A 17,966-nucleotide genomic window follows, 5' to 3' on the forward strand; every position below is an offset into this window, starting at 1 on the left:
ATGTGATAGAGTGGAAAGAGATCCTACTCTCGAAAGGATGCGACGTTCACTCATGGAAACGATTAAACGGCAGGGGATCGCGGTCAACCAGCTGGGTTACCGCGGCATGGACGCCAAAATCGCCGTTATAAGAGGCGAAGGCGGGAATTTTCGGATCGTGGATGCAAGCAGCGGCAGCAAGGTATGGGAAGGGGAGGCGGGTCCTCTCGAGTGGGATGAAGCGAGCGGGGAGACGGTCAGTCGTGGCGACTTTACAAGCTTTCGGCAGTCCGGCACGTACCGGATCGAAAGCGGAAGCGGGGAGAGCTCGTACCCGTTCGTCATCGCGGATAGCGTCTATGAAGAAGCTCATCGCGCCATGTTGAAAGCGTTCTATTTCTTCCGCTGCGGAATGGAGCTGGAGGAGCGCTGCGCGGGGCCGTGGACGCATGGCCCATGTCATCTGACGCCGGCCATCGTCTATGGGGACGAGGAGAAGCGCGTTGATGCTTATGGGGGCTGGCATGATGCCGGCGACTACGGCAAATATGTGGGCCCCGGCGCCAAAGCGGTAGCCGATCTGCTGTTAGCGGAGGAGTTGTACCCGCAGGCGTTCGCGAGGCCGCTAGGCATTCCGGAGAGCGGCGGAGCGATGCCGGACGTGCTCCAGGAATGCCGTTACGAGTTGGAATGGATGCTTCGGATGCAGGACGGAGAGACGGGCGGCGCGTACCATAAGCTGACGACGCTGCGCTTCCCGCCCGGCGATACGATGCCGGAGGACGACACGGCGGACTTGTACGTATCGCCGGTGTCGGCTACGGCGACGGGCTGCTTCGCCGCGGTAATGGCTATGGCGGCGAGACGCTATCGACCGTATGACGAGGTCTTTGCGGCAAGCTGCTTGAGCGCGGCGGAGAGGGCCTGGGCGTGGCTCGAGGCCCATCCGGATTACCCGGGCTTCAAGAATCCGCCGACTATAGCGACCGGCGAATACGGAGACGCGCAGGATGCCGACGAGCGTTACTGGGCGGCTGCCGAGCTGTATCGGACGACGGGGGAAGCCCGTTATCACGCCGCCATCGAACCGCTAGCTAACGCGGCGGAAACCTCCGGCTTATACGAGCTTGGCTGGGCGAACATGAGCGGGTACGGTACGATCGCCTATCTCTTCGCGGAGCGGGAGAAAGCTCCGGAGCTCGAGGCGCGGCTGAAGGAAGGCCTGCTCCGGAAAGCGGATGAGCTGGCGGCCGTCTGCGCGAAGGACGGGTACGGCATCTCGCTGCAGCCGGAGCAATACATCTGGGGCAGCAACATGCTCGTCATGAACCATGCGATGCTTCTGCTGCTTGCGGACCGGATATCGGGCGGCACGCATTATGAACAGCATGCGCTTCGGCATGTCCATTATTTGTTCGGAACGAATACGGTCGGCATGAGCTATGTGACGGGATACGGCGCGGCTCCGATTCTATTCCCCCACCACCGTCCATCGGAAGGCGACGGCGTCGAAGCGCCTATCCCGGGACTCGTCTCCGGCGGCCCGAACCGCGGGCTGCAGGACGATTACGCCCGCGAGCATCTGGCGGGCAAAGCGCCGGCCGCGTCCTTCGCCGACGTGATGGAGAGCTACTCGACCAACGAGGTCGCGATTTATTGGAACTCACCTGCGGTTTTTGCTCTTTCCCGATTTGTATAAGAGATAGAGATGGGAGACGCCCCTTCGGCCTTTTGTCGGAGGGGCGGTTTGCTTACTTCGCGGAATGAAGAACTGGGTAAGGATACCATTGTAATTTGAATGCGGAACGTATATTATGGACATTATAAATCCATGATTACAATGATGCGTATGCAAGGAGGAGAGACGCATGCAATTCTCCAAAAGCACGGATTATGCCCTGCACGCCTTAATCCACTTGGGGCATTCGGAGCGCCGCAGCAACGTCGGCATCAAGGAGCTGTCCGCGTCGCTGGGGGTTTCGGAAAGCTATTTGTCCAAGATCATGTCCAAGCTGAGACAGGACGGAATCGTGCGCGCGGTGCCGGGCGTGAACGGAGGCTACGAGCTGGCGCGGCCGGCGGAGCACATATCGTTCCTTGACGTGATTCAAGTCGTCGAAGGCAGACAGCAGATGTTCGCCTGCTCGAATTCGAACTCGAGCCAGCATCAGCTATTAGCGGACGAACGCGGTCAGGAGCGTCCGAGAAGCAGCGATTGCCTGGTCGAGAAGGTGATGGCCGGCGCGGAGCAGCAGTTGCACGAATACTTGCGGGAGCACACGATCCAGTCGGTGCTGGACGAGGCTCAGAGACGCGGCTGCCTGGGAGGAAACAAGAAGTGACGCACTTCTTGCGCTTTAATTATAGATATTTCAGATCCATGGAGGATGAGAATGATGAATGATTTTTATAATGCGGATGCTTGGGAGAAGGCATGGAAAGAAAGCGGGGACAACGCGGCGGACAAAATGAAAAAGGCCGGTATCGATCCGACACGATCCTTCGATCCGAAGGCCAAATCGTTCAACGAGCAATCGTTCAGCGAAGAAGGAAAGGCGCGGACCACGCGAATCATAAGCTGGCTGGAGAGCCACGGCGTGCGGTTCGAGCAAGCATCCGTCCTGGACATAGGCGCCGCTTCGGGAGTTTTCTCCGTGCCGTTCGCGGAGCGGGGAGCCCGGGTCACCTCCGTGGAGACGTCCCCGCCACTCGTCGAGCTGCTGCATGAAAACTTGGCAAGATTCCCCGAGGATCAGGTGGAGATCATACACGAGCCGTTTGAAGAAATTGACGTGCAGGCCAGAGGTTGGAGCCAAGGCTTCGATCTCGTCTTTGTGTCGATGTGCCCGGTTATTCACGATTGGGAGAGCGTGGAGAAGGTACTGCGGTGCGCACGGCAGTATGCCTACATCAGCATGCCAGCGGATACGACAGAGCTTAGTCTGATGAAGGAAATTTGGCCGATCGTGACGGGGAAGCCGTTCCAATCGAAGCCTACGGAAATGGCCTACTTGCTCCATCTGTTGTATCTCAAAGGGTACGCCTATGAATCGCTGGTCACGCGAGAAACCAAAACGATGGAGCTTTCGGCGGAAGCGGCGCTGGAGCAAGCGATGTCCTGGCTTCACGTCCACGGTCAGCCGGTAGACGAAACCGTGCGGCAACAGGTAGCCGACTATCTGGCGCGAGCGTATCCGTCCGGCAAAGTGATTAATCGGCAGAGCGGCCGCTTCGGCAAAGTGCTGATCCGCTTGCAGGACGAGAGCATGCCTCATTTCGGGTAAAAAAAAGAACCGCCCTTTCGGCCGAAAGGGCGGTTCTTCTTGCTGCGCGTACAGAGCCGAGCTTTCCGTTGACGCTTATCGAATCCCGCTCAGGCTGCCGCCGGAGGCGAACAGCCGGTCGATCCGCTTCACGACCGCCGGGTCGGGGATAAGCGGCGGGGCGTGATGCGGCTTGGCCCGGGCGTCGATGACGAGGTTGTCGCAGCCCCAATGCTTGAACGTATAGCCGCTGTTCACGCCGTACATATCATGGGACGGATTGCTTCGGGTGAAGGTCGTCCACAAGAAATTGGATAACGCTTCGGACAGGAACGAGCTGTCATCGCAAAGCACGATCAGCGGGCATTCCGGCATATCGCCGCGCTCGCGGATCGCTTCCGTCAGCTCCCGCAGCTGGCCCTCGGCTTCCGTATAGCTGCCGAACGCCGGTCCTTCCAGCGCGACGACGCCGGGCAGAACAAGCCTTGGATTGACGAAGCTCCGCAGTCCTTCAAGTTGAGGCGGCACGCTGGCGCAGAGCTCGCGCTTCTTCTCACCGCAGGCGGCCAGGATGACCTTGCTGCCTTGATTGAGGCCGGTTCCGGAGTAGTCCAGCGTATCGATCGTCGTGTTCGTCTGGAAATGAATATCCCTCTGCAGGTCGATCCTCTCTAGGATATAAGAGAGAAACTCCGCTTCGTGATGCGTGCTCAGCGGCTCCCGTTCTTCGGCGGCGATGAACAAATATTTGGCAAGGCTGAGCTGGCCCGTGCCGAGAATCCGATTGGCGATCGTCAGCAGCTCCGCCGGCTGCTTCGCCGGCGCGTAAGGCGTATAGCGCTCGCTGCCGATCGCGAACAGCAGCGGGTGAACGCCAGCCGCGTCGACGGCATGGACTTCCTTGACGCCCGGAATCTCTTGCTTGACGGCATCGCCGGTCAGCTCGTGAATGAGCGCCCCAAACGCCGTGTCCTCCTGCGGGGGACGGCCGACGACCGTAAACGGCCAGATCGCGTTCGGCTTCGCGTATACCTTGCGCACGCGCATAAGAGGGAACGGATGAATCAGGCTGTAGTAGCCCAGATGGTCGCCGAACGGACCTTCGGGCTTCGTCTCGCCAGAATGGATCTCTCCCGTAATGACGAAATCCGCTTCGCGGCTGATGCAGAAGCCGTCCTCATAGCCGTACCTGAACCGGCGGCCCGACAGCAGGCCGGCGAAGGTCAGCTCGCTTAGGCCCTCCGGCAGAGGCATGACGGCCGACAGCGTGTGGGCCGGCGGTCCGCCGGCGAAGATGCTGACCTTAAGCGGCTCGCCCTTCCGGTCCGCCTTGTGCTGGTGGATGCCGATGCCTCGGTGGATCTGGTAATGCAGGCCGATTTCCTTGTCCGTTATGTAATCATTGCCCGTCAGCTGCACCCGGTACATCCCGAGGTTCGCGTTCATGATGCCGGGCTTGTCCGGGTCCTCGGTGTACACCTGCGGCAGCGTGACGAAAGCCCCGCCGTCCATAGGCCAATGCTTGATTAACGGCAGGTCGCTCACCGCGATCTCTTCAAATCCTGCCGCGCCGCCGCTCTGCCGAAGCGGCAGCGCCTTCGTCGCCGCCGTTGCCGCGCGCGCGTTCTTGAGCGGCTGCTTGAGCGCCTTCATCGGATCGTTGCGCAGCGCGATGACGTTCTGAGTCGATTCCCACGTCTGCCGGAAAATAAACTTGCTCCGCTCCAGCGTCCCGAAAAGGTTGGAGACCGCGCGGTAGCGCGAGCCCTTCACGTTCTCGAACAAGAGGGCCGGGCCCCCCGCCTCGAATACCCGAAGGTGAATCGCCGCCATCTCCAGCTCGGGATCCACTTCCTCCCGAATCCGGACGAGATGGCCGTGCCGTTCCAGATCGTTGACGCATGCTTCCAAGGTTGGGTACATAATCGGATGCTCCTATTCTCGGTTAACAATATTAATTATTATTGTACCATAATAGAACTTTGTCTTTACAGCTCAGGGGGAGCGAGCGTATGGATGTGGTTTCACTTATACATACACCATTTACATACATGGTGTATGTATGTTAATGTGTAATCAATTCACGATCAGGGAGGAAAAGAAATATGAACACGGCGAGCTTTTATCCTGTTTTATTAACCGAGCAAGTGATGGAGACGGCCCGGTTCTACCGGGAATACTTCGGCTTCGAATCGGCCTTTGAAGCGGACTGGTATGTCAGCATGCGGCTGGCGGGCACAGGACCGGGATTCGAGCTGGCGATCCTCGATCCCCGGCATGAATCGATTCCGGAAGGGTATCGCCGGGGGACGCAAGGCCTCATTCTGAATTTCGAGGTGGGAGACGTCGATCAAGAGTATGAAAGACTAATACGGCAGAAGGGGCTGCCCCTCGAGCTCGATATTCGGGACGAGGCGTTCGGTCAGCGCCATTTCATCACGCGGGATCCGAACGGCGTTCTGATCGACGTCATCACGAATATCGCTCCCGACGAGGCATTCAGCGAGAACTACATATCCTAGCCGGAGAAGGGGACGCATCATGAGAAGAAAGAAAGAGGATTCGCTCGAGACGGCGGCTAGGCTGCTGGACGTCGCAAGGGAGCATTTCACCGAACACGGATATGCCAAGGCCTCGATGGAAGTGATCGTCGCGGAAGCGGGGGTGACGAGAGGAGCGTTATACCATCATTACGGCAACAAACAGGGGCTGTTCGAGACGGTTGTCGCGGCCGTGCAGGCGGAGATCGGAGAGAATGTGGAGCGTGAGGCTTCACGCGCCGAAGATCCGATGGAGCAATTGATTCTCGGCTGCCGCGCGTTCTTGGAAGCGGCGGTCGCGCCTGCAGCCCGGCGCATCCTGCTCGTGGACGGACCAGCCGTGCTGGGCTGGGAGGTCTGGCGCCGAATGGATGAAGAGAACGCGATGCGCCATTTGGAGGAGCAGCTCGGGCTGCTGCAGGAGAAGGGCTATTTTCCCGGGGTGTCCGTACCTGCCTTGACTCACTTTCTGTCTGGGGCGCTGAACGAATCGGCGTTGTGGATCGCGCAGCAGCCCGGAGATTCCCGGGCATTGGAGGATACGATGGAGGTCATCTTGCACCTTCTGAAGCTAAAGACCTCTTATACCACTGATAGCAGAAGATAGAGACAAGCGCGATCTCGACGAAATCTCCGCCGTAGTACATCAGCATGCCGCCCGCTGCCGCCTGCCCATCCGGCACTCCGGCAGGAGGATGGGCATAGATATATTTGGACAATGCGACATGAGCGGCGAACGCCGCTACGAGTATTCCGGCACGGTACAAGAACCCGTATCGATGGGGTACGGGATCCATGTAGATGATCGTCATCGTAAAGAGGCAGCCGGCCAGCCAAATATGCAGATGCACCAGCAAGTGCAAGAGAGGCTGATGCTGCATAACCATGTACAGATCCGTTGTGTAGAGGATCCACAATCCCCCCGCATTAAGAAGAGACGCCGTAACCGGGTGGCTGATCACGCGAAGCGGCCTGCTGTTCAGCGCTCGGGTTAGCTTTCGCGCCGCTCTGATCGTTAACGATCTTAAAAGTAAAGTGATCGGAGCCGCCAGCGTCAGGAAGAGGGGGGAGAGCATCCCTAGAAGCAGGTGGCCGGCCATGTGGGCCGTGAAGTCCGAGTGAGCTTGTACCGCAACAGGGCCAACCACGGCGGAGGACGCGCACAGAACGCCGATTATCCAATACAAGTAACGGCGCAACGGCCATGGCTTGTAGCGGCGGCTGGTCTGAACGGCTGCGGCGATATAGCCTGCAAGCATAATCAGGATAACCGTGATGATGGGAGCAGGAGCTCCTGAGCCATGGGAAGCGTAAAAGGCGCTCATGCTTGCTTCGCCCCGGTCTTTCTTATGAGAATAATGCCGGCAACGACCATAGCGGCAGCTATCGCGTACCAGACCCAATCGTACACGATGACGGCATCCACGTAGCGGATTTGGTGCAGCCGCATCAGCTTGTGCTGGATCGTGCCGTCGTACAGCTGGAATAAGCCGCCCCCGAGCCATAGGCCGCCCAGCCATCTTCTTGGAAGCCAAGCCTGCCGTCTTCGCAGACCCGCAAGCATAAACAGGCCTCCGATCGTCGCGAACCAGCTGAACGCATGAAAGAAGCCGTCGGAGACCAGCCCTGCCGCCGTGGTGGATTTGTCGTAAAAGTGATGCCAGTGAAGCAGCTGATGGAATACCGTCTCATCGACGAAAGCGACAAGACCCAAGCCGAATAGAAAACCCGATCCTACATTGCGATTTGCAGCCATATTATTCTCCTTTGTTACGTTCATAACCTTAAGCTTCTTCCTTCAATTTGCCCCCAGAATAATTAAAATACGCCAAGGGTAGCTTAAATTCGAAATGAAGCCAAGGAGTGGATCGCTTGTATTACTACAAAGAAGAATTAATTAACGTCATTGAACCGGATCAGCCTGATCCGGCGGCGGCCAAAGTGCTGCAAGAGACGCTGGGCGGGCAATTCGGCGAAATGAGAACGATGATGCAGTATTTTTTCCAAAGCTCCAACTTCAGAGGAAAGGATACGCAGTTCCGCGACTTGCTTAAGGGCGTTATGTTAGAGGAGATCGCTCATGTGGAGCTTGTGCAGAATACGATCAACCAGCTGTTGAACGGCGCGGGCGAATCCATCCCGGGCAATGCCGGCGTGGACGGGGCGCCGATCGACGAGGCGATCAAGCATGCGAACCCCCATCATTTCATTATGGGAGCGAAGAGCTCTCTTCCCGTAGATGCGGGAGGGAACCCATGGAATGGCTCGTGGGTGTACAGCCATGGCAATTTGATTGCCGACATGCTGAACAACCTCGTGCTGGAGTCGACGGGCGTCCTGCAGAAAACGAGGATTTACGAGATGAGCTCGAACAAAACGTTCCGTGAGACGCTTGGATTCCTTATCGTAAGGGACAATGCGCATCAGAATGCCTTCGCCAAGGCGCTGGAGGTTCTCGGAGTGGACTGGGGCAAGCTGTTCCCCGTGCCGAACTACGATATTAACAAATATCCGGAATGCCGAAAATATGTGGACATGGGCTTTCATAACGCCCAATTCAATTTCCGGCTCGATCAAACCCGGATCGCGGAAATTTTCCAAGGCAGCACGCCGAGCCGCAACAATGGCGAGTTAGCCGTAACGCCGCCTCCCGCCGGTTTCCCAGTGCCTCAGATGCCCGATATGCCGAACGAGCACAGTCCGGGATTGGCCGATATGCTGCGTTAAGCATACGCTTGGCGCAGAGAAGGCGCTCTGTTCTCAGAGCGCCTTCTCTGCGGTGGAATGGCTAGGAGCAAACCCAAGGAGTTATATGAAAAAAAGGTGTCGCCTCCAAACAGATCGGATCTGTTGGAGACAACACCTTATTTTTCGTTTACCCAATTAATGCGACTTCGAAGCTACCTTCACGACTTTCCCGGGATGCTCTTCTTCCTTGGCGTGAAGCTCGGCAATGAGCTTGTCGCCTTCGACGTCGAGGTTCGGCAGCAGGCGGTCGAGCCACTTCGGCAGCCACCAGGCTTTGTCGCCGAACAGCGCCATGACGGCCGGCACGAGCGCCATGCGGACGAAGAACGCGTCGATCAGGATGCCGAGCGCCAGCGCGAAGCCGATTTGCTTGATCATGATGTCATGCGTCATGACGAAGCCGGCGAAGACGGCGACCATGATAACGGCTGCCGCGACGACGACGCGGCTGGCGTGGTTGTAGCCGTGAATGACGCTTTCGCGGCCGTGATGGCCATGCACGTACGATTCGCGCATGGAGGAGACGAGGAACACTTGATAGTCCATCGCAAGTCCATACAGAATGCCCGTTACGAGAATCGGAATGAAGCTCATGAGCGGACCACCGGTATCGACGCCGAACAGCTCGCTGGACCAGCCCCATTGGAAGATGGCCGTCGTGATGCCGAAGGTGGCAAGCACGCTGAGCAGGAAGCCGACGGTCGCCTTGATCGGCACCAGAATCGAGCGGAACACGAGCAGCAGAATGATCAGCGACAGGACGACGATGACGCCGATGTACGTCGGGAACACTTCCGCCAGCCTTGAAGACATGTCGATGTTGATCGCGGTGAAGCCCGTCACCCCGAGCGTAACGTCATAGTTCTGAGCGATTGCCGAATCGGCGGCCCGGAGCTCGGTTACCAGATCTTTGGTTTCCGTATCCGTAGGACCGGTCTTCGGAATCAGGCTGAGAATCGCGATATTGCCGTCCTTGTTCATGCCGACGGGCGACACGACGGAGACATTCTCGTTCTTGCCGATTTCCTGCGCGATGCCGCCCAGCGCTTCCGGAGCGATCGTGCCGGAATTGGCCTCGGCGACGATGAGCAGCGGGCCGTTGAAGCCTTCGCCGAAGCCCGCGGAGATTGCGTCATAGCTTTGACGGGCGGACGTATCCAGATTGGCGCTCGCTCCCGACGGGATGCCAAGCTCCATCTTCGCCGCCGGAATCGCAGCGGCGCCCAGAATGGCGATAACCGCGATGATGACCAGCCAGCGGAATTTGACGATGCCTTTGATCCAGCCGTTCGAGAAGCCGTGCGAATTCGTCTTGGAGCGGTTCTTCTCGTGGGATTTCTTCGAGCAGATGCGCTCTCCGACCAGACCCAGCAGGGCGGGGAGCAGCGTCAAGGCGATCAGAACGCTAAGGAATACGGTAATGGAAGCCACGATCGCCATCATGCTCAAGAAGGAAATGCCGATGACGAGCAAGCCGCACAGCGCGATGATGACCGTCAATCCGGCGAAAAATACGGCGCTGCCCGCCGTGCCGACCGCGCGAGCCGCGGCTTCGCGAGCCGTCAGCCCCTGGTCGAAAATAAGCCGGCGCTGGCGGTTTACGATAAAGAGCGCGTAGTCGATGCCCACGGCCAGACCGATCATGAGGGCCAGGACAGGCGTGAACGATGTCATGGTTACGAAGTTGGAGAAGGCGAACGCGCCGCCTACGCCGATGCCGACGCCGAACAATGCGGTGATGATCGGCAAGCCTGCCGCCACAAGCGAGCCCAGCGTCATGACAAGAACGATGGCCGCGAGAATCAGGCCGTACACCTCGTTGACGCCGATCGGCACTTCAACCGCTTTGAGCGAATCGCTCGGAAGCGGCGTAATGCCGGTGCCCTCGAGAGGCTCCGTTACGGCTTCCACGACGGAGTCCGTTACGCCGGCTGGCAGCGAGTTCTGCTGAACCGTGAACTGGAATTGGAACAACGCGATGCTGCCGTCGGTAGCGATCAAGACGCCGGGAACGGGCATGCCGTTCACCATAAGCGGCATGTAAGGAGGCAGCTCGGCGGGTGCCGAGGCAGCTGCTCCTGCAGCCGCGTCCGCGCCCTGAGCTGCGCCTGCGCCAGCAGCCGCATCCGTGCCCTGAGCGGCCCCTGCGCCAGCGGCTGCATCGCCTTGTGCGGCGCCTTGTCCGTCCTGGCCGGACAATGTCGCGCCGGCAGCGGCGGCCAGCTCGGCAGGATTAATGACGTATTCCTGTTCATACACCTTATTAACCGCTTCGGTAATAAGCGCGATACGCTCCGGCGTATCCAATCGTTCTCCTTCGGGCGCGGTGAACAACACGCTTGCTTGGCCGCCGGAAGCTTCCGGCAGCTCCTGCTCGAGCTTGTCGAGCACCTTCTGCGACTCGGTGCCGTCGATCTTCATCTCGGAGCTGACGCTCATGCCATTAATGCCGAGCATCGCGATGACGATGCCCATGATAAGAACCCAGCTAACGATGAAGGCCCAAGGCTTGTCGTATGCGGTCTTGCCAATTCGGTACAATAATTTGGACATATTGATGATTCCTCTCCTTATATCTTTCTATAACATGCGCATTCTAACGCTAAAAGCCTTGACGCAAGTAACCGAAGGCGGTTTCCAATAAGTGCTCGAACGATTCGGCGCCAGGCGCTTCTTCGGCGGATTGGCCGGGGAGAAGAACATGGAGAGTCCCATCGAGCATAGGGATGATGGCGGCGAATATCGCTCCCACCAGCAGATAGATATAGGGAAGAGCATGCGTTTCCCGATACAAATCCGTCATCAGCTTCTGCGTTTCTTTCTGCAGGCTGTTAATGACGGCAAGTGTGTAGGGTTCAAGCGTCGGATACTCCTTGCACAGCGTGAACAGCTGCCGCATCCTTCTTAGCGATTGCTCCGCCAGCTGCATCTTCACGAATTGATATAGCGCGTCGATTGGCGGCGTCGTCTCGGGCATCTGGTGAATCAGATCAAAAAACTCCTCGATGCCCTGATAAGGATGGGCCGCCATCGCGACCGCCGCTTCCTTGCAGGAAAAGTGATTGGCGAACGTCCGGCGGGAATAGCCGGCGCGCTGCACGACATCCTCGACGACAAAGTTGTCCAGGCCGCGCTCGAGCGTAAGCTCGAAGGCCGCTTCGGCCAAGGCGTGGGCGGTCGCTTCTTTTTTCATTTCCCGCAGGCTTGGTTTATTCATCATGAGGGTAGGGTCACCTCCGTTCCCTGTAGCCATTCTTCATTTGGTCTGCACCTACTTTATCATGTTTGTTGCCCATTGGGCAATGATGCGCAAAAGGAAATGTTGCTCATTGCGCAGTTTTTTGAACGATTTGTGAACACATTAAGGACATAAAATATAAACATCAAAAAAAAGCCGGCGGACCCTTCGCGGATCCCCGGCTTTCCCTTATTCCGTATTAAGCTTCCGCCGCAAGCTTGGCTTTAGATGGTTTTGACTGATTGAGCGACTCTTCGGAGGCCTGCGTCGTGCGCTTGATGAAGAAGGAGAGCAGCAAGGCGACCGCGGCAAAACCGATAATGACGACATACGAGTCGTTGATGCCTTGAATGGATGCCTCCAGCATCATCTGCTGCTGGGTCATGCTTGAGGCTGCTCCGGTGCTTGCCATGTCCGTCATATGGGCCTGAATGCGGTCCGACATAATCGTGACGAGCAAGGATGTTCCGACGGCGCCCGCGACTTGGCGAACCGTGTTACTGATCGCCGTGCCGTGCGCGTTCAGGCTCTTCGGCAGCTGGTTGAGACCCGCGGTCTGTACAGGCATCATAAGCAGCGCCATGCCGATGCGGCGTCCTGTAGACATGAGCAGCAAGTACGTGTAGCTGGTCGAATCCGTCAGATTGACGAAGCCGAACGTTGTGCCGATGGTAATCAGCATGCCGGCGACGGCCAGCCACTTGGCGCCGAACCGGTCGAACAGCTTGCCGGCTACCGGCATCAGAATGCCCATGACGATCGCGCCTGGCAGCATAAGCAATCCGGACTCCAGGGCGGTATAGCCGCGGGCGTTCTGCAGGTACAGCGGAAGGAGCATCATATCCGCGTACATCACCATCGTGATGGCAATATTAATGAGAGTTGTAAGCGAGAACATGCCGTATTTGAACGCGCGCAGATCGAGCAGCGGCGCGGCGGAAGTCAGCTGTCTCCATACGAACAGGATCAGCGAGACGGCGCCGGTCGAGATCGTGGCGATAACCTCGGCGCTCGACCAGCCTTCGCTGCCCGCGCGGCTGAAGCCGTAGAGCAGCGCTCCGAAGCCGACCGTGGACAGGATGACGCTCAGAACGTCGACTTTGGCCGCAATGGTTTCCGAAATATTTTTCAGGTAGATGAAGCCGCACACAATAACGATAAGCGTGAAAGGTATCATGCCGTAGAACATCGTTTCCCAGGCATAGCTTTCGAGAATATAACCGGCAAGAACGGGACCGATGGCCGGCGCGAAAATAATGGCGAGACCGACCATGCCCATCGCGGCGCCGCGTTTGGCGGGAGGGAAGATCGTCAGGATAACATTCATCAGCAGCGGCATGATGATGCCGGCTCCGGCCGCTTGGATCAGGCGTCCGGTCAGAAGAACGGGGAAGCCCGTCGCGAGCGCCGACACGACCGTACCGATCAAGAAGATGAACATCGACGTCTGGAACAGCTGCCTCGTGCTGAAGCGCTGCATGAGGTAGGCCGTAATCGGAACAAGCACGCCGTTAACCAGCAAGTAGCCGGTCGTCAGCCATTGGGCCGTTGCCGGGGTGATGCCGAACTGCTCGATTAATTCCGGAATCGCGACGGTCATGACCGTCTGGTTCAATGTGGCGAGAAAGGCTCCGAGGATCATGACGAACATAATCGGGCCTTTCTTGATATGGCTTAAATCAAAGCTGCTGGCACTCATTATCTATCGCTTCCTTTCTTGTTCATGCGTGGACTTAATTTACACTGTGTTGTATAGTTAACATAGCATAAATAAGATTATATAACGATAGAGCTAAGTTGCAACCGACACAAATCATCAAAGTGTAGTTTAGTTGCCGTTGGTTTCGTTTTCAGTCGTTTTGGGATGCGAAAACAGACAGAAACCAACAATCTGTTGTTTAGATAGGAAAGGATGGAGCAAGGATGGAGTACGGCAGAACGGAACGCGTCGATCCCCGCATTGTCCGCACGCGGCAATTGCTGAAGGACGCTTTCATTGATTTGATACAGGAAGAAGACGTAGACAAAATAACGGTTAACCGCCTCACGGAGCGCGCCACGATTAACCGCGTCACCTTCTATCAGCATTACCGGGACATCCCGGACATGATGGAGAAGCTGGCGGAAGAGATGTATAACGAAATCTATCGGATTCTTCATGAATACGAAGCGAGATCCCGGGGGCTGATAGAAGGGGAGGATATGCTGCTGCTCGAGCTGCTGGAGCATATCGCGGCTAACGGGAAGTTTTATAGAGCCGTCCTCACCTTCCGGAAAACGCCTATCTTCATGGAGAGGCTGCATGATTTGCTGGCGAAATGGATCGAGGAGAAATACGACAACAGCGGAAGCCAATCGAAATTCGTCAGGCTGAACATTAACAAAGATATCGCGATCTGGTACGGCACCTCTTCGTTGACGGGCCTGATCGTCTCTTGGCTCCGCAACGGCATGCCTTATACGCCTCAATATATGGCCAAGCAGTTCTATAAGCTGGTTTCGCGGGGGTAGGTGCGGTATAACGACTGCCCAGGGCAGAATATCGCATACATTGTCAGCGCCGTGTTCCCAAGCGCTCCCGCCTTCTATTAGAATGAGGATATAACGGAAGGCGGGAAGGAATGGCGACGATGAACCGGCTGTACAACCTATCTTTTGCGACGCGCATGTGGCTCTCCTTCGTCCTGCTCATCATCGTGTCCATTCTGGCGACGGGCTGGGCCTCCTATCAGATCGCAGCAAACCGGCTGCAAGAGAACGCGACGCGGATGAGCCAGGATACCGTCAACAAGGCGGGCCAGGTGTTCGACGAGAAGCTGCAGAAGATCGTCATGTCCATGATGTCCCTCATGATGAGCGATTCCTTCCACAAAGTGACGAGCGACAGCTCGCTCGGCATTACAAGCCGCTATTACACCCATCTCTCCGAGATGCAGCCCGTGTTCTCTCAGCTGCTGTTCAACGAGAGAATTCTCCAGAGCGTTCTGCTCGTTACGCCGATCGGCGATTTCTACCCGACCAACATCAACCGGGATACGTCCTATTCTTTCTACGATACGGAGCTGTACGAACAAATCAAACAAAGCCGCAAGGCGGTTTGGGTCGAGGGGCACGAGGATGCCTTCTTCACCGGCAAGGACCGCGTCGTCTCGCTCGTCATCGAGGGAGTCGGCAAAGCCGACAGGCCGATCCGGAACGTCTACATTCTCGTTAATATAAAAGAAAACGATCTGATGGCTCTCTTAAGTCAAAACTTATCCGCGTCGGCCGGCCAGATCATGGTGCTGAACGCCGACGGCCATCCCGTTCTGCAGCCGGGCGGAATCGCGGCGGACGTCGATCCGGCCGACCTGCGGCGGACGATGAAGGAAGCGGACCGGGGCGAAGCCGCGAGCGGCGGCCGGTTCGAATACCATGCGGGCGGCTCCGATTACCTCGTCAATTATTACCGTTCCGAGCTGGTGCCGGACTGGATCGTCTACCGGCTGGAGTCCAAGGACGAGCTGCTGGGGCAGGCGGACGCGATCAAGTGGGCCGCCGTCCTGATCATGGGCGTCTGCGTCGTCGCCGCGCTCGTCCTCTCGATCTTCCTCACGCGCTTCCTGACGCAGCCCGTCACGAAGCTGGTCCGGCTCATGTCCCGCGTCGAGACGAAGGACGACCTGAGCACGAGATACCGAAGCAAGTACAAGGACGAGGTGAGCCAAGCAGGCCATGCCTTCAACCATATGCTCGACCGCATTCAGCTGCTCGTGCAGGAGATACACGGCTCCGAGCAGCTTAAGCGCAAAGCCGAGATGAAGGCGCTGACCGCGCAGATCGACCCGCATTTTTTCTATAACGCGCTGCACACGGTCTATTGCAAATCCGTCCTTGGCGAGAACGAGCAGGTGAACGAGATGATCATCGCGCTCTCGGATATGTTCCGGCTCGGGCTGAACAACGGCGAGGACGTCACGACGCTGCAGGCGGAGCTGGACCATGTGCAGCGATACCTGCTCATCCAGCAAAACTGCTACGAGGAGCTGTTCGAGTACAGCATCGGGCGGACGCCGGACATCGCGGACACGCACCCCGTGCTGAAGCTGATTCTCCAGCCGATCGTCGAGAACAGTATCCTGCACGGCTTCCGCGAGCGTCATTCGGGCGGAGCGATCCGAATTGAGGTCCGGGCCGAGGAAGAATGGCTGCTGCTTGAAGTGACGGACAACGGAGACGGCTTCGACATGGAACAGGCGAGAGGGCCGGAAGACCGGGAGGCCGCGCCGGAGGAGGAGCACACCGTAATCCTGCCCGCCTCGCAGCCTGCCAGGCAAGGCTATGCGCTTCGCAACATTCGAGATCGACTCGCGCTTTATTATGATCAGAAGGCCGAGATGACGGTATACAGCGCCCCAGGGCAAGGCACGACCGTCACAATTAGGATTCCGATGGAGAGGGAGGGCGAACGGCATGCAGACGAGAATGGCCAGACTGGCGGTCATTGACGATATCCGCAGCGTAGTGGAGATGATCGCGACGAAGATCCCGTGGGAGGACCATGGCATCGAGGTAGTCGGCAAGGCGAGGGACGGGGAAGAGGGGATCGCCATGATCGAGGCCTGCAGGCCGGATATCGTTCTGACGGACATCCGTATGCCGAAGCTGGACGGCTTGTCCATGACCGAGCGCATTCTACAGTCGCTGCCGGATTGCAAAATCATTATTCTAAGCGGCTACACCGACTTCGAATACGCGCGCAAAGCGGTGAGCCTGGGAGCGGTCGACTTCGTCAAGAAGCCGTTCACGATCCAAGAGATCGTAGGCGTCGCGCTCCGAGCGAAAGAGCAGTGGGAGGAGAGCGAGCGGCGGAAATCGTCGATGGCCGAGCTGCGGAAGCAGATTGAGGCCAGCCTTCCCGCTCTCCGCCAGGAGCATCTGAACATGCTGCTCCAATATCCGTCCAGCCCGGCCAAAGCGGAGGAGCTGTGGTCATTCCTCAGCCTCGACATGCCGCCGGACAATCTGACCGTGCTTGCGGTGGAGATCGACGACTACGAGAGCAAATATTCCGGGCAGTCGGTGCAAGAGATCGAGCTGGTGCGGTTCTCGCTGCAAAATATATTGGAAGAGACGATTGCCGCGCATGCGCAAGGCACGCTGCTTCGCGAGACGTCGCGGCGCTTCGCCGCCGTCGTCCGGGCGGGCAGCCGGGACCTTGCGATGGTCATCGCGGAGGCGTGCTGCGCGAATATCGCGAGATTCACCAAATTTACCGTGTCCATCGGCGTCGGAGGCCAGGCCGTCTCCCTGTCGGACCTGTCCGAATCGTATCGCCAGTCGCGGGAGGCGCTGTCGTACCATTTCTACTCGGGAGGCAATGCTGTTCTGCACTATGACGAGGTGCCGCGCACGGGGCCGTCGCAGCCCGTCTACTCCTTCAAGCTGGAGGAAACGCTTGTCTTCGCCCTCCAGTCCGGCAACCGCGACATGGTGCGCGAGACGGCGGAGCTGCTCGTGCAGGGACTGACGGAGCAGCGGCCGCCCCCCGAGCCGGAGCAGGCGGTCGGCACGTTCGTCGTGTGGGCGTCGGTCATCTATCGGACGCTGCTCGGCAGCCTGCCCGCGGAGAAGCTGGCGCCGCTCGAGGAGCAGGTGCGGAAGATCCGCATGAGCACGGACGGCTCGCTCGGCAAGTTGGCGGAGCAGCTGAAGCGGCTGGCGGACGAGGGCAGCGAGCTTATGCTTGGCGAGAGACAGAACGAGTCGCAGAAGATCGTGGCCAAGGCGGTCGACTACATCCGCGCCCATATCGGGGAGGAGCTGACGGTGAACCGCTGCGCGAAGCATGTCAACCTAAGCGGGGGCTATTTCGCCAACCTGTTCAAGCGGGAGACCGGCTCCACCTTCAACCAGTTCGTGACGCAGGAGCGGCTGGAGCGGGCCAAGAAGCAGCTTATCCGGAACGTGCCCGTGCAGGATATCGCCGCCGAGCTCGGCTACGAGCACAGGCGTTATTTCAGCGACGTGTTCAAGAAGCATACCGGCATGACGCCAAGCGAGTTCAAAGACTATTACCAGCAAGGAGGCTGACTACAGGGGCGGGAAGCCGCGGCGCGGACGAAAGTCCGGAGAAGACCGTGGATTTTCTGCCCTTGTTGTTGTTCTTGGCTCATTATGCGGGAGGAGCGTTCCTCTTATACTGAAGGTGCTAGAACA

General features: G+C 58.0%; 15 protein-coding genes. 9 read left to right on the top strand and 6 right to left on the bottom strand.

The window, feature by feature from the left end; genetic code table 11:
- Positions 1-52: 52 nt before the first annotated feature.
- The 3 genes from NQZ67_RS17705 (at position 53) to NQZ67_RS17715 (ending at position 3,263) form a co-directional block, all read left to right on the top strand.
- Positions 53-1,678 carry a glycoside hydrolase family 9 protein gene (locus NQZ67_RS17705; protein WP_257448494.1) on the top strand — a complete coding sequence of 542 codons (1,626 nt, stop codon included), beginning with the start codon at positions 53-55 and terminating at the stop codon, positions 1,676-1,678.
- Positions 1,679-1,847: 169 nt separating this feature from the next.
- Entirely contained in the window at positions 1,848-2,321 is a 474-nt protein-coding gene (locus NQZ67_RS17710) for an RrF2 family transcriptional regulator (protein WP_257448495.1), read from the top strand.
- Between the two features lie 51 nt (positions 2,322-2,372).
- Positions 2,373-3,263, top strand: coding sequence for a class I SAM-dependent methyltransferase (locus NQZ67_RS17715; RefSeq protein WP_257448496.1), 891 nt, complete (start codon positions 2,373-2,375; stop codon positions 3,261-3,263).
- A 75-nt stretch (positions 3,264-3,338) separates the two neighbouring features.
- Here the strand turns inward: NQZ67_RS17715 and NQZ67_RS17720 are convergent, their stop codons facing one another.
- The gene (locus NQZ67_RS17720; protein WP_257448497.1) at positions 3,339-5,165 is read right to left on the bottom strand and encodes a UbiD family decarboxylase; all 1,827 of its coding nucleotides are present in this window, start codon (positions 5,163-5,165) and stop codon (positions 3,339-3,341) included.
- Positions 5,166-5,347: 182 nt separating this feature from the next.
- Between NQZ67_RS17720 and NQZ67_RS17725 the strand changes: the two genes are divergently transcribed.
- Positions 5,348-5,764 carry a VOC family protein gene (locus NQZ67_RS17725; RefSeq protein WP_257448499.1) on the top strand — a complete coding sequence of 139 codons (417 nt, stop codon included), beginning with the start codon at positions 5,348-5,350 and terminating at the stop codon, positions 5,762-5,764.
- 19 nt (positions 5,765-5,783) lie between these two features.
- Positions 5,784-6,389: a TetR/AcrR family transcriptional regulator gene (locus NQZ67_RS17730; protein ID WP_257448501.1), complete on the top strand. Its 606-nt coding sequence runs from the start codon at positions 5,784-5,786 to the stop codon at positions 6,387-6,389.
- Here the strand turns inward: NQZ67_RS17730 and NQZ67_RS17735 are convergent.
- Entirely contained in the window at positions 6,334-7,107 is a 774-nt protein-coding gene (locus NQZ67_RS17735) for a cytochrome c oxidase assembly protein (RefSeq protein ID WP_257448503.1), read from the bottom strand. The genes NQZ67_RS17730 and NQZ67_RS17735 overlap by 56 nt on opposite strands.
- Entirely contained in the window at positions 7,104-7,538 is a 435-nt protein-coding gene (locus NQZ67_RS17740; protein ID WP_257448505.1) for a DUF2243 domain-containing protein, read from the bottom strand. The genes NQZ67_RS17735 and NQZ67_RS17740 overlap by 4 nt, the downstream gene beginning before the upstream one ends.
- 116 nt (positions 7,539-7,654) lie before the next feature.
- On the opposite strand from NQZ67_RS17740, the gene NQZ67_RS17745 reads away from it, so the two are divergent.
- Positions 7,655-8,509 (top strand): manganese catalase family protein, encoded by an 855-nt coding sequence (locus NQZ67_RS17745; RefSeq protein ID WP_257448507.1) that lies wholly within the window; start codon positions 7,655-7,657, stop codon positions 8,507-8,509.
- 156 nt (positions 8,510-8,665) lie between these two features.
- Here the strand turns inward: NQZ67_RS17745 and NQZ67_RS17750 are convergent, their stop codons facing one another.
- The 3 genes from NQZ67_RS17750 to NQZ67_RS17760 all read right to left on the bottom strand — a co-directional run bounded on the left by NQZ67_RS17750 (position 8,666) and on the right by NQZ67_RS17760 (position 13,467).
- On the bottom strand, positions 8,666-11,083 hold the full coding sequence (locus NQZ67_RS17750; protein ID WP_257448530.1) for an MMPL family transporter: 2,418 nt from the start codon (positions 11,081-11,083) through the stop codon (positions 8,666-8,668).
- Positions 11,084-11,132: 49 nt separating this feature from the next.
- Complete coding sequence (locus tag NQZ67_RS17755; RefSeq protein ID WP_257448532.1) at positions 11,133-11,750, bottom strand: TetR/AcrR family transcriptional regulator; 618 nt, start codon at positions 11,748-11,750, stop codon at positions 11,133-11,135.
- 217 nt (positions 11,751-11,967) lie between these two features.
- Positions 11,968-13,467, bottom strand: a complete 1,500-nt coding sequence (locus NQZ67_RS17760; protein WP_257448534.1) for a DHA2 family efflux MFS transporter permease subunit — start codon at positions 13,465-13,467, stop codon at positions 11,968-11,970.
- A 224-nt stretch (positions 13,468-13,691) separates the two neighbouring features.
- Between NQZ67_RS17760 and NQZ67_RS17765 the strand changes: the two genes are divergently transcribed.
- From NQZ67_RS17765 to NQZ67_RS17775, 3 genes are all read left to right on the top strand, one after another.
- A complete protein-coding gene (locus tag NQZ67_RS17765) occupies positions 13,692-14,279 on the top strand; it encodes a TetR/AcrR family transcriptional regulator (protein ID WP_257448536.1) in 588 nt (195 codons plus the stop codon).
- 110 nt (positions 14,280-14,389) lie between these two features.
- Positions 14,390-16,255: a sensor histidine kinase gene (locus NQZ67_RS17770; RefSeq protein WP_257448539.1), complete on the top strand. Its 1,866-nt coding sequence runs from the start codon at positions 14,390-14,392 to the stop codon at positions 16,253-16,255.
- Complete coding sequence (locus tag NQZ67_RS17775) at positions 16,221-17,840, top strand: response regulator (RefSeq protein WP_257448541.1); 1,620 nt, start codon at positions 16,221-16,223, stop codon at positions 17,838-17,840. Before NQZ67_RS17770 ends, NQZ67_RS17775 begins: the two co-directional genes overlap by 35 nt.
- Positions 17,841-17,966: the final 126 nt, after the last annotated feature.

The organism is Paenibacillus soyae, from assembly GCF_024623455.1.
Taxonomy (GTDB): Bacteria; Bacillota; Bacilli; order Paenibacillales; family Paenibacillaceae; genus Pristimantibacillus; species Pristimantibacillus soyae.

Coding starts and splice junctions, on each gene's coding strand:
- NQZ67_RS17705 (WP_257448494.1), top strand. CDS start 53: ATGGAAACGATTAAACGGCAGGGGATCGCGGTCAACCAGCTGGGTTAC.
- NQZ67_RS17710 (WP_257448495.1), top strand. CDS start 1,848: ATGCAATTCTCCAAAAGCACGGATTATGCCCTGCACGCCTTAATCCAC.
- NQZ67_RS17715 (WP_257448496.1), top strand. CDS start 2,373: ATGATGAATGATTTTTATAATGCGGATGCTTGGGAGAAGGCATGGAAA.
- NQZ67_RS17720 (WP_257448497.1), bottom strand. CDS start 5,165: ATGTACCCAACCTTGGAAGCATGCGTCAACGATCTGGAACGGCACGGC.
- NQZ67_RS17725 (WP_257448499.1), top strand. CDS start 5,348: ATGAACACGGCGAGCTTTTATCCTGTTTTATTAACCGAGCAAGTGATG.
- NQZ67_RS17730 (WP_257448501.1), top strand. CDS start 5,784: ATGAGAAGAAAGAAAGAGGATTCGCTCGAGACGGCGGCTAGGCTGCTG.
- NQZ67_RS17735 (WP_257448503.1), bottom strand. CDS start 7,107: ATGAGCGCCTTTTACGCTTCCCATGGCTCAGGAGCTCCTGCTCCCATC.
- NQZ67_RS17740 (WP_257448505.1), bottom strand. CDS start 7,538: ATGGCTGCAAATCGCAATGTAGGATCGGGTTTTCTATTCGGCTTGGGT.
- NQZ67_RS17750 (WP_257448530.1), bottom strand. CDS start 11,083: ATGTCCAAATTATTGTACCGAATTGGCAAGACCGCATACGACAAGCCT.
- NQZ67_RS17755 (WP_257448532.1), bottom strand. CDS start 11,750: ATGATGAATAAACCAAGCCTGCGGGAAATGAAAAAAGAAGCGACCGCC.
- NQZ67_RS17760 (WP_257448534.1), bottom strand. CDS start 13,467: ATGAGTGCCAGCAGCTTTGATTTAAGCCATATCAAGAAAGGCCCGATT.
- NQZ67_RS17765 (WP_257448536.1), top strand. CDS start 13,692: ATGGAGTACGGCAGAACGGAACGCGTCGATCCCCGCATTGTCCGCACG.
- NQZ67_RS17770 (WP_257448539.1), top strand. CDS start 14,390: ATGGCGACGATGAACCGGCTGTACAACCTATCTTTTGCGACGCGCATG.
- NQZ67_RS17775 (WP_257448541.1), top strand. CDS start 16,221: ATGCAGACGAGAATGGCCAGACTGGCGGTCATTGACGATATCCGCAGC.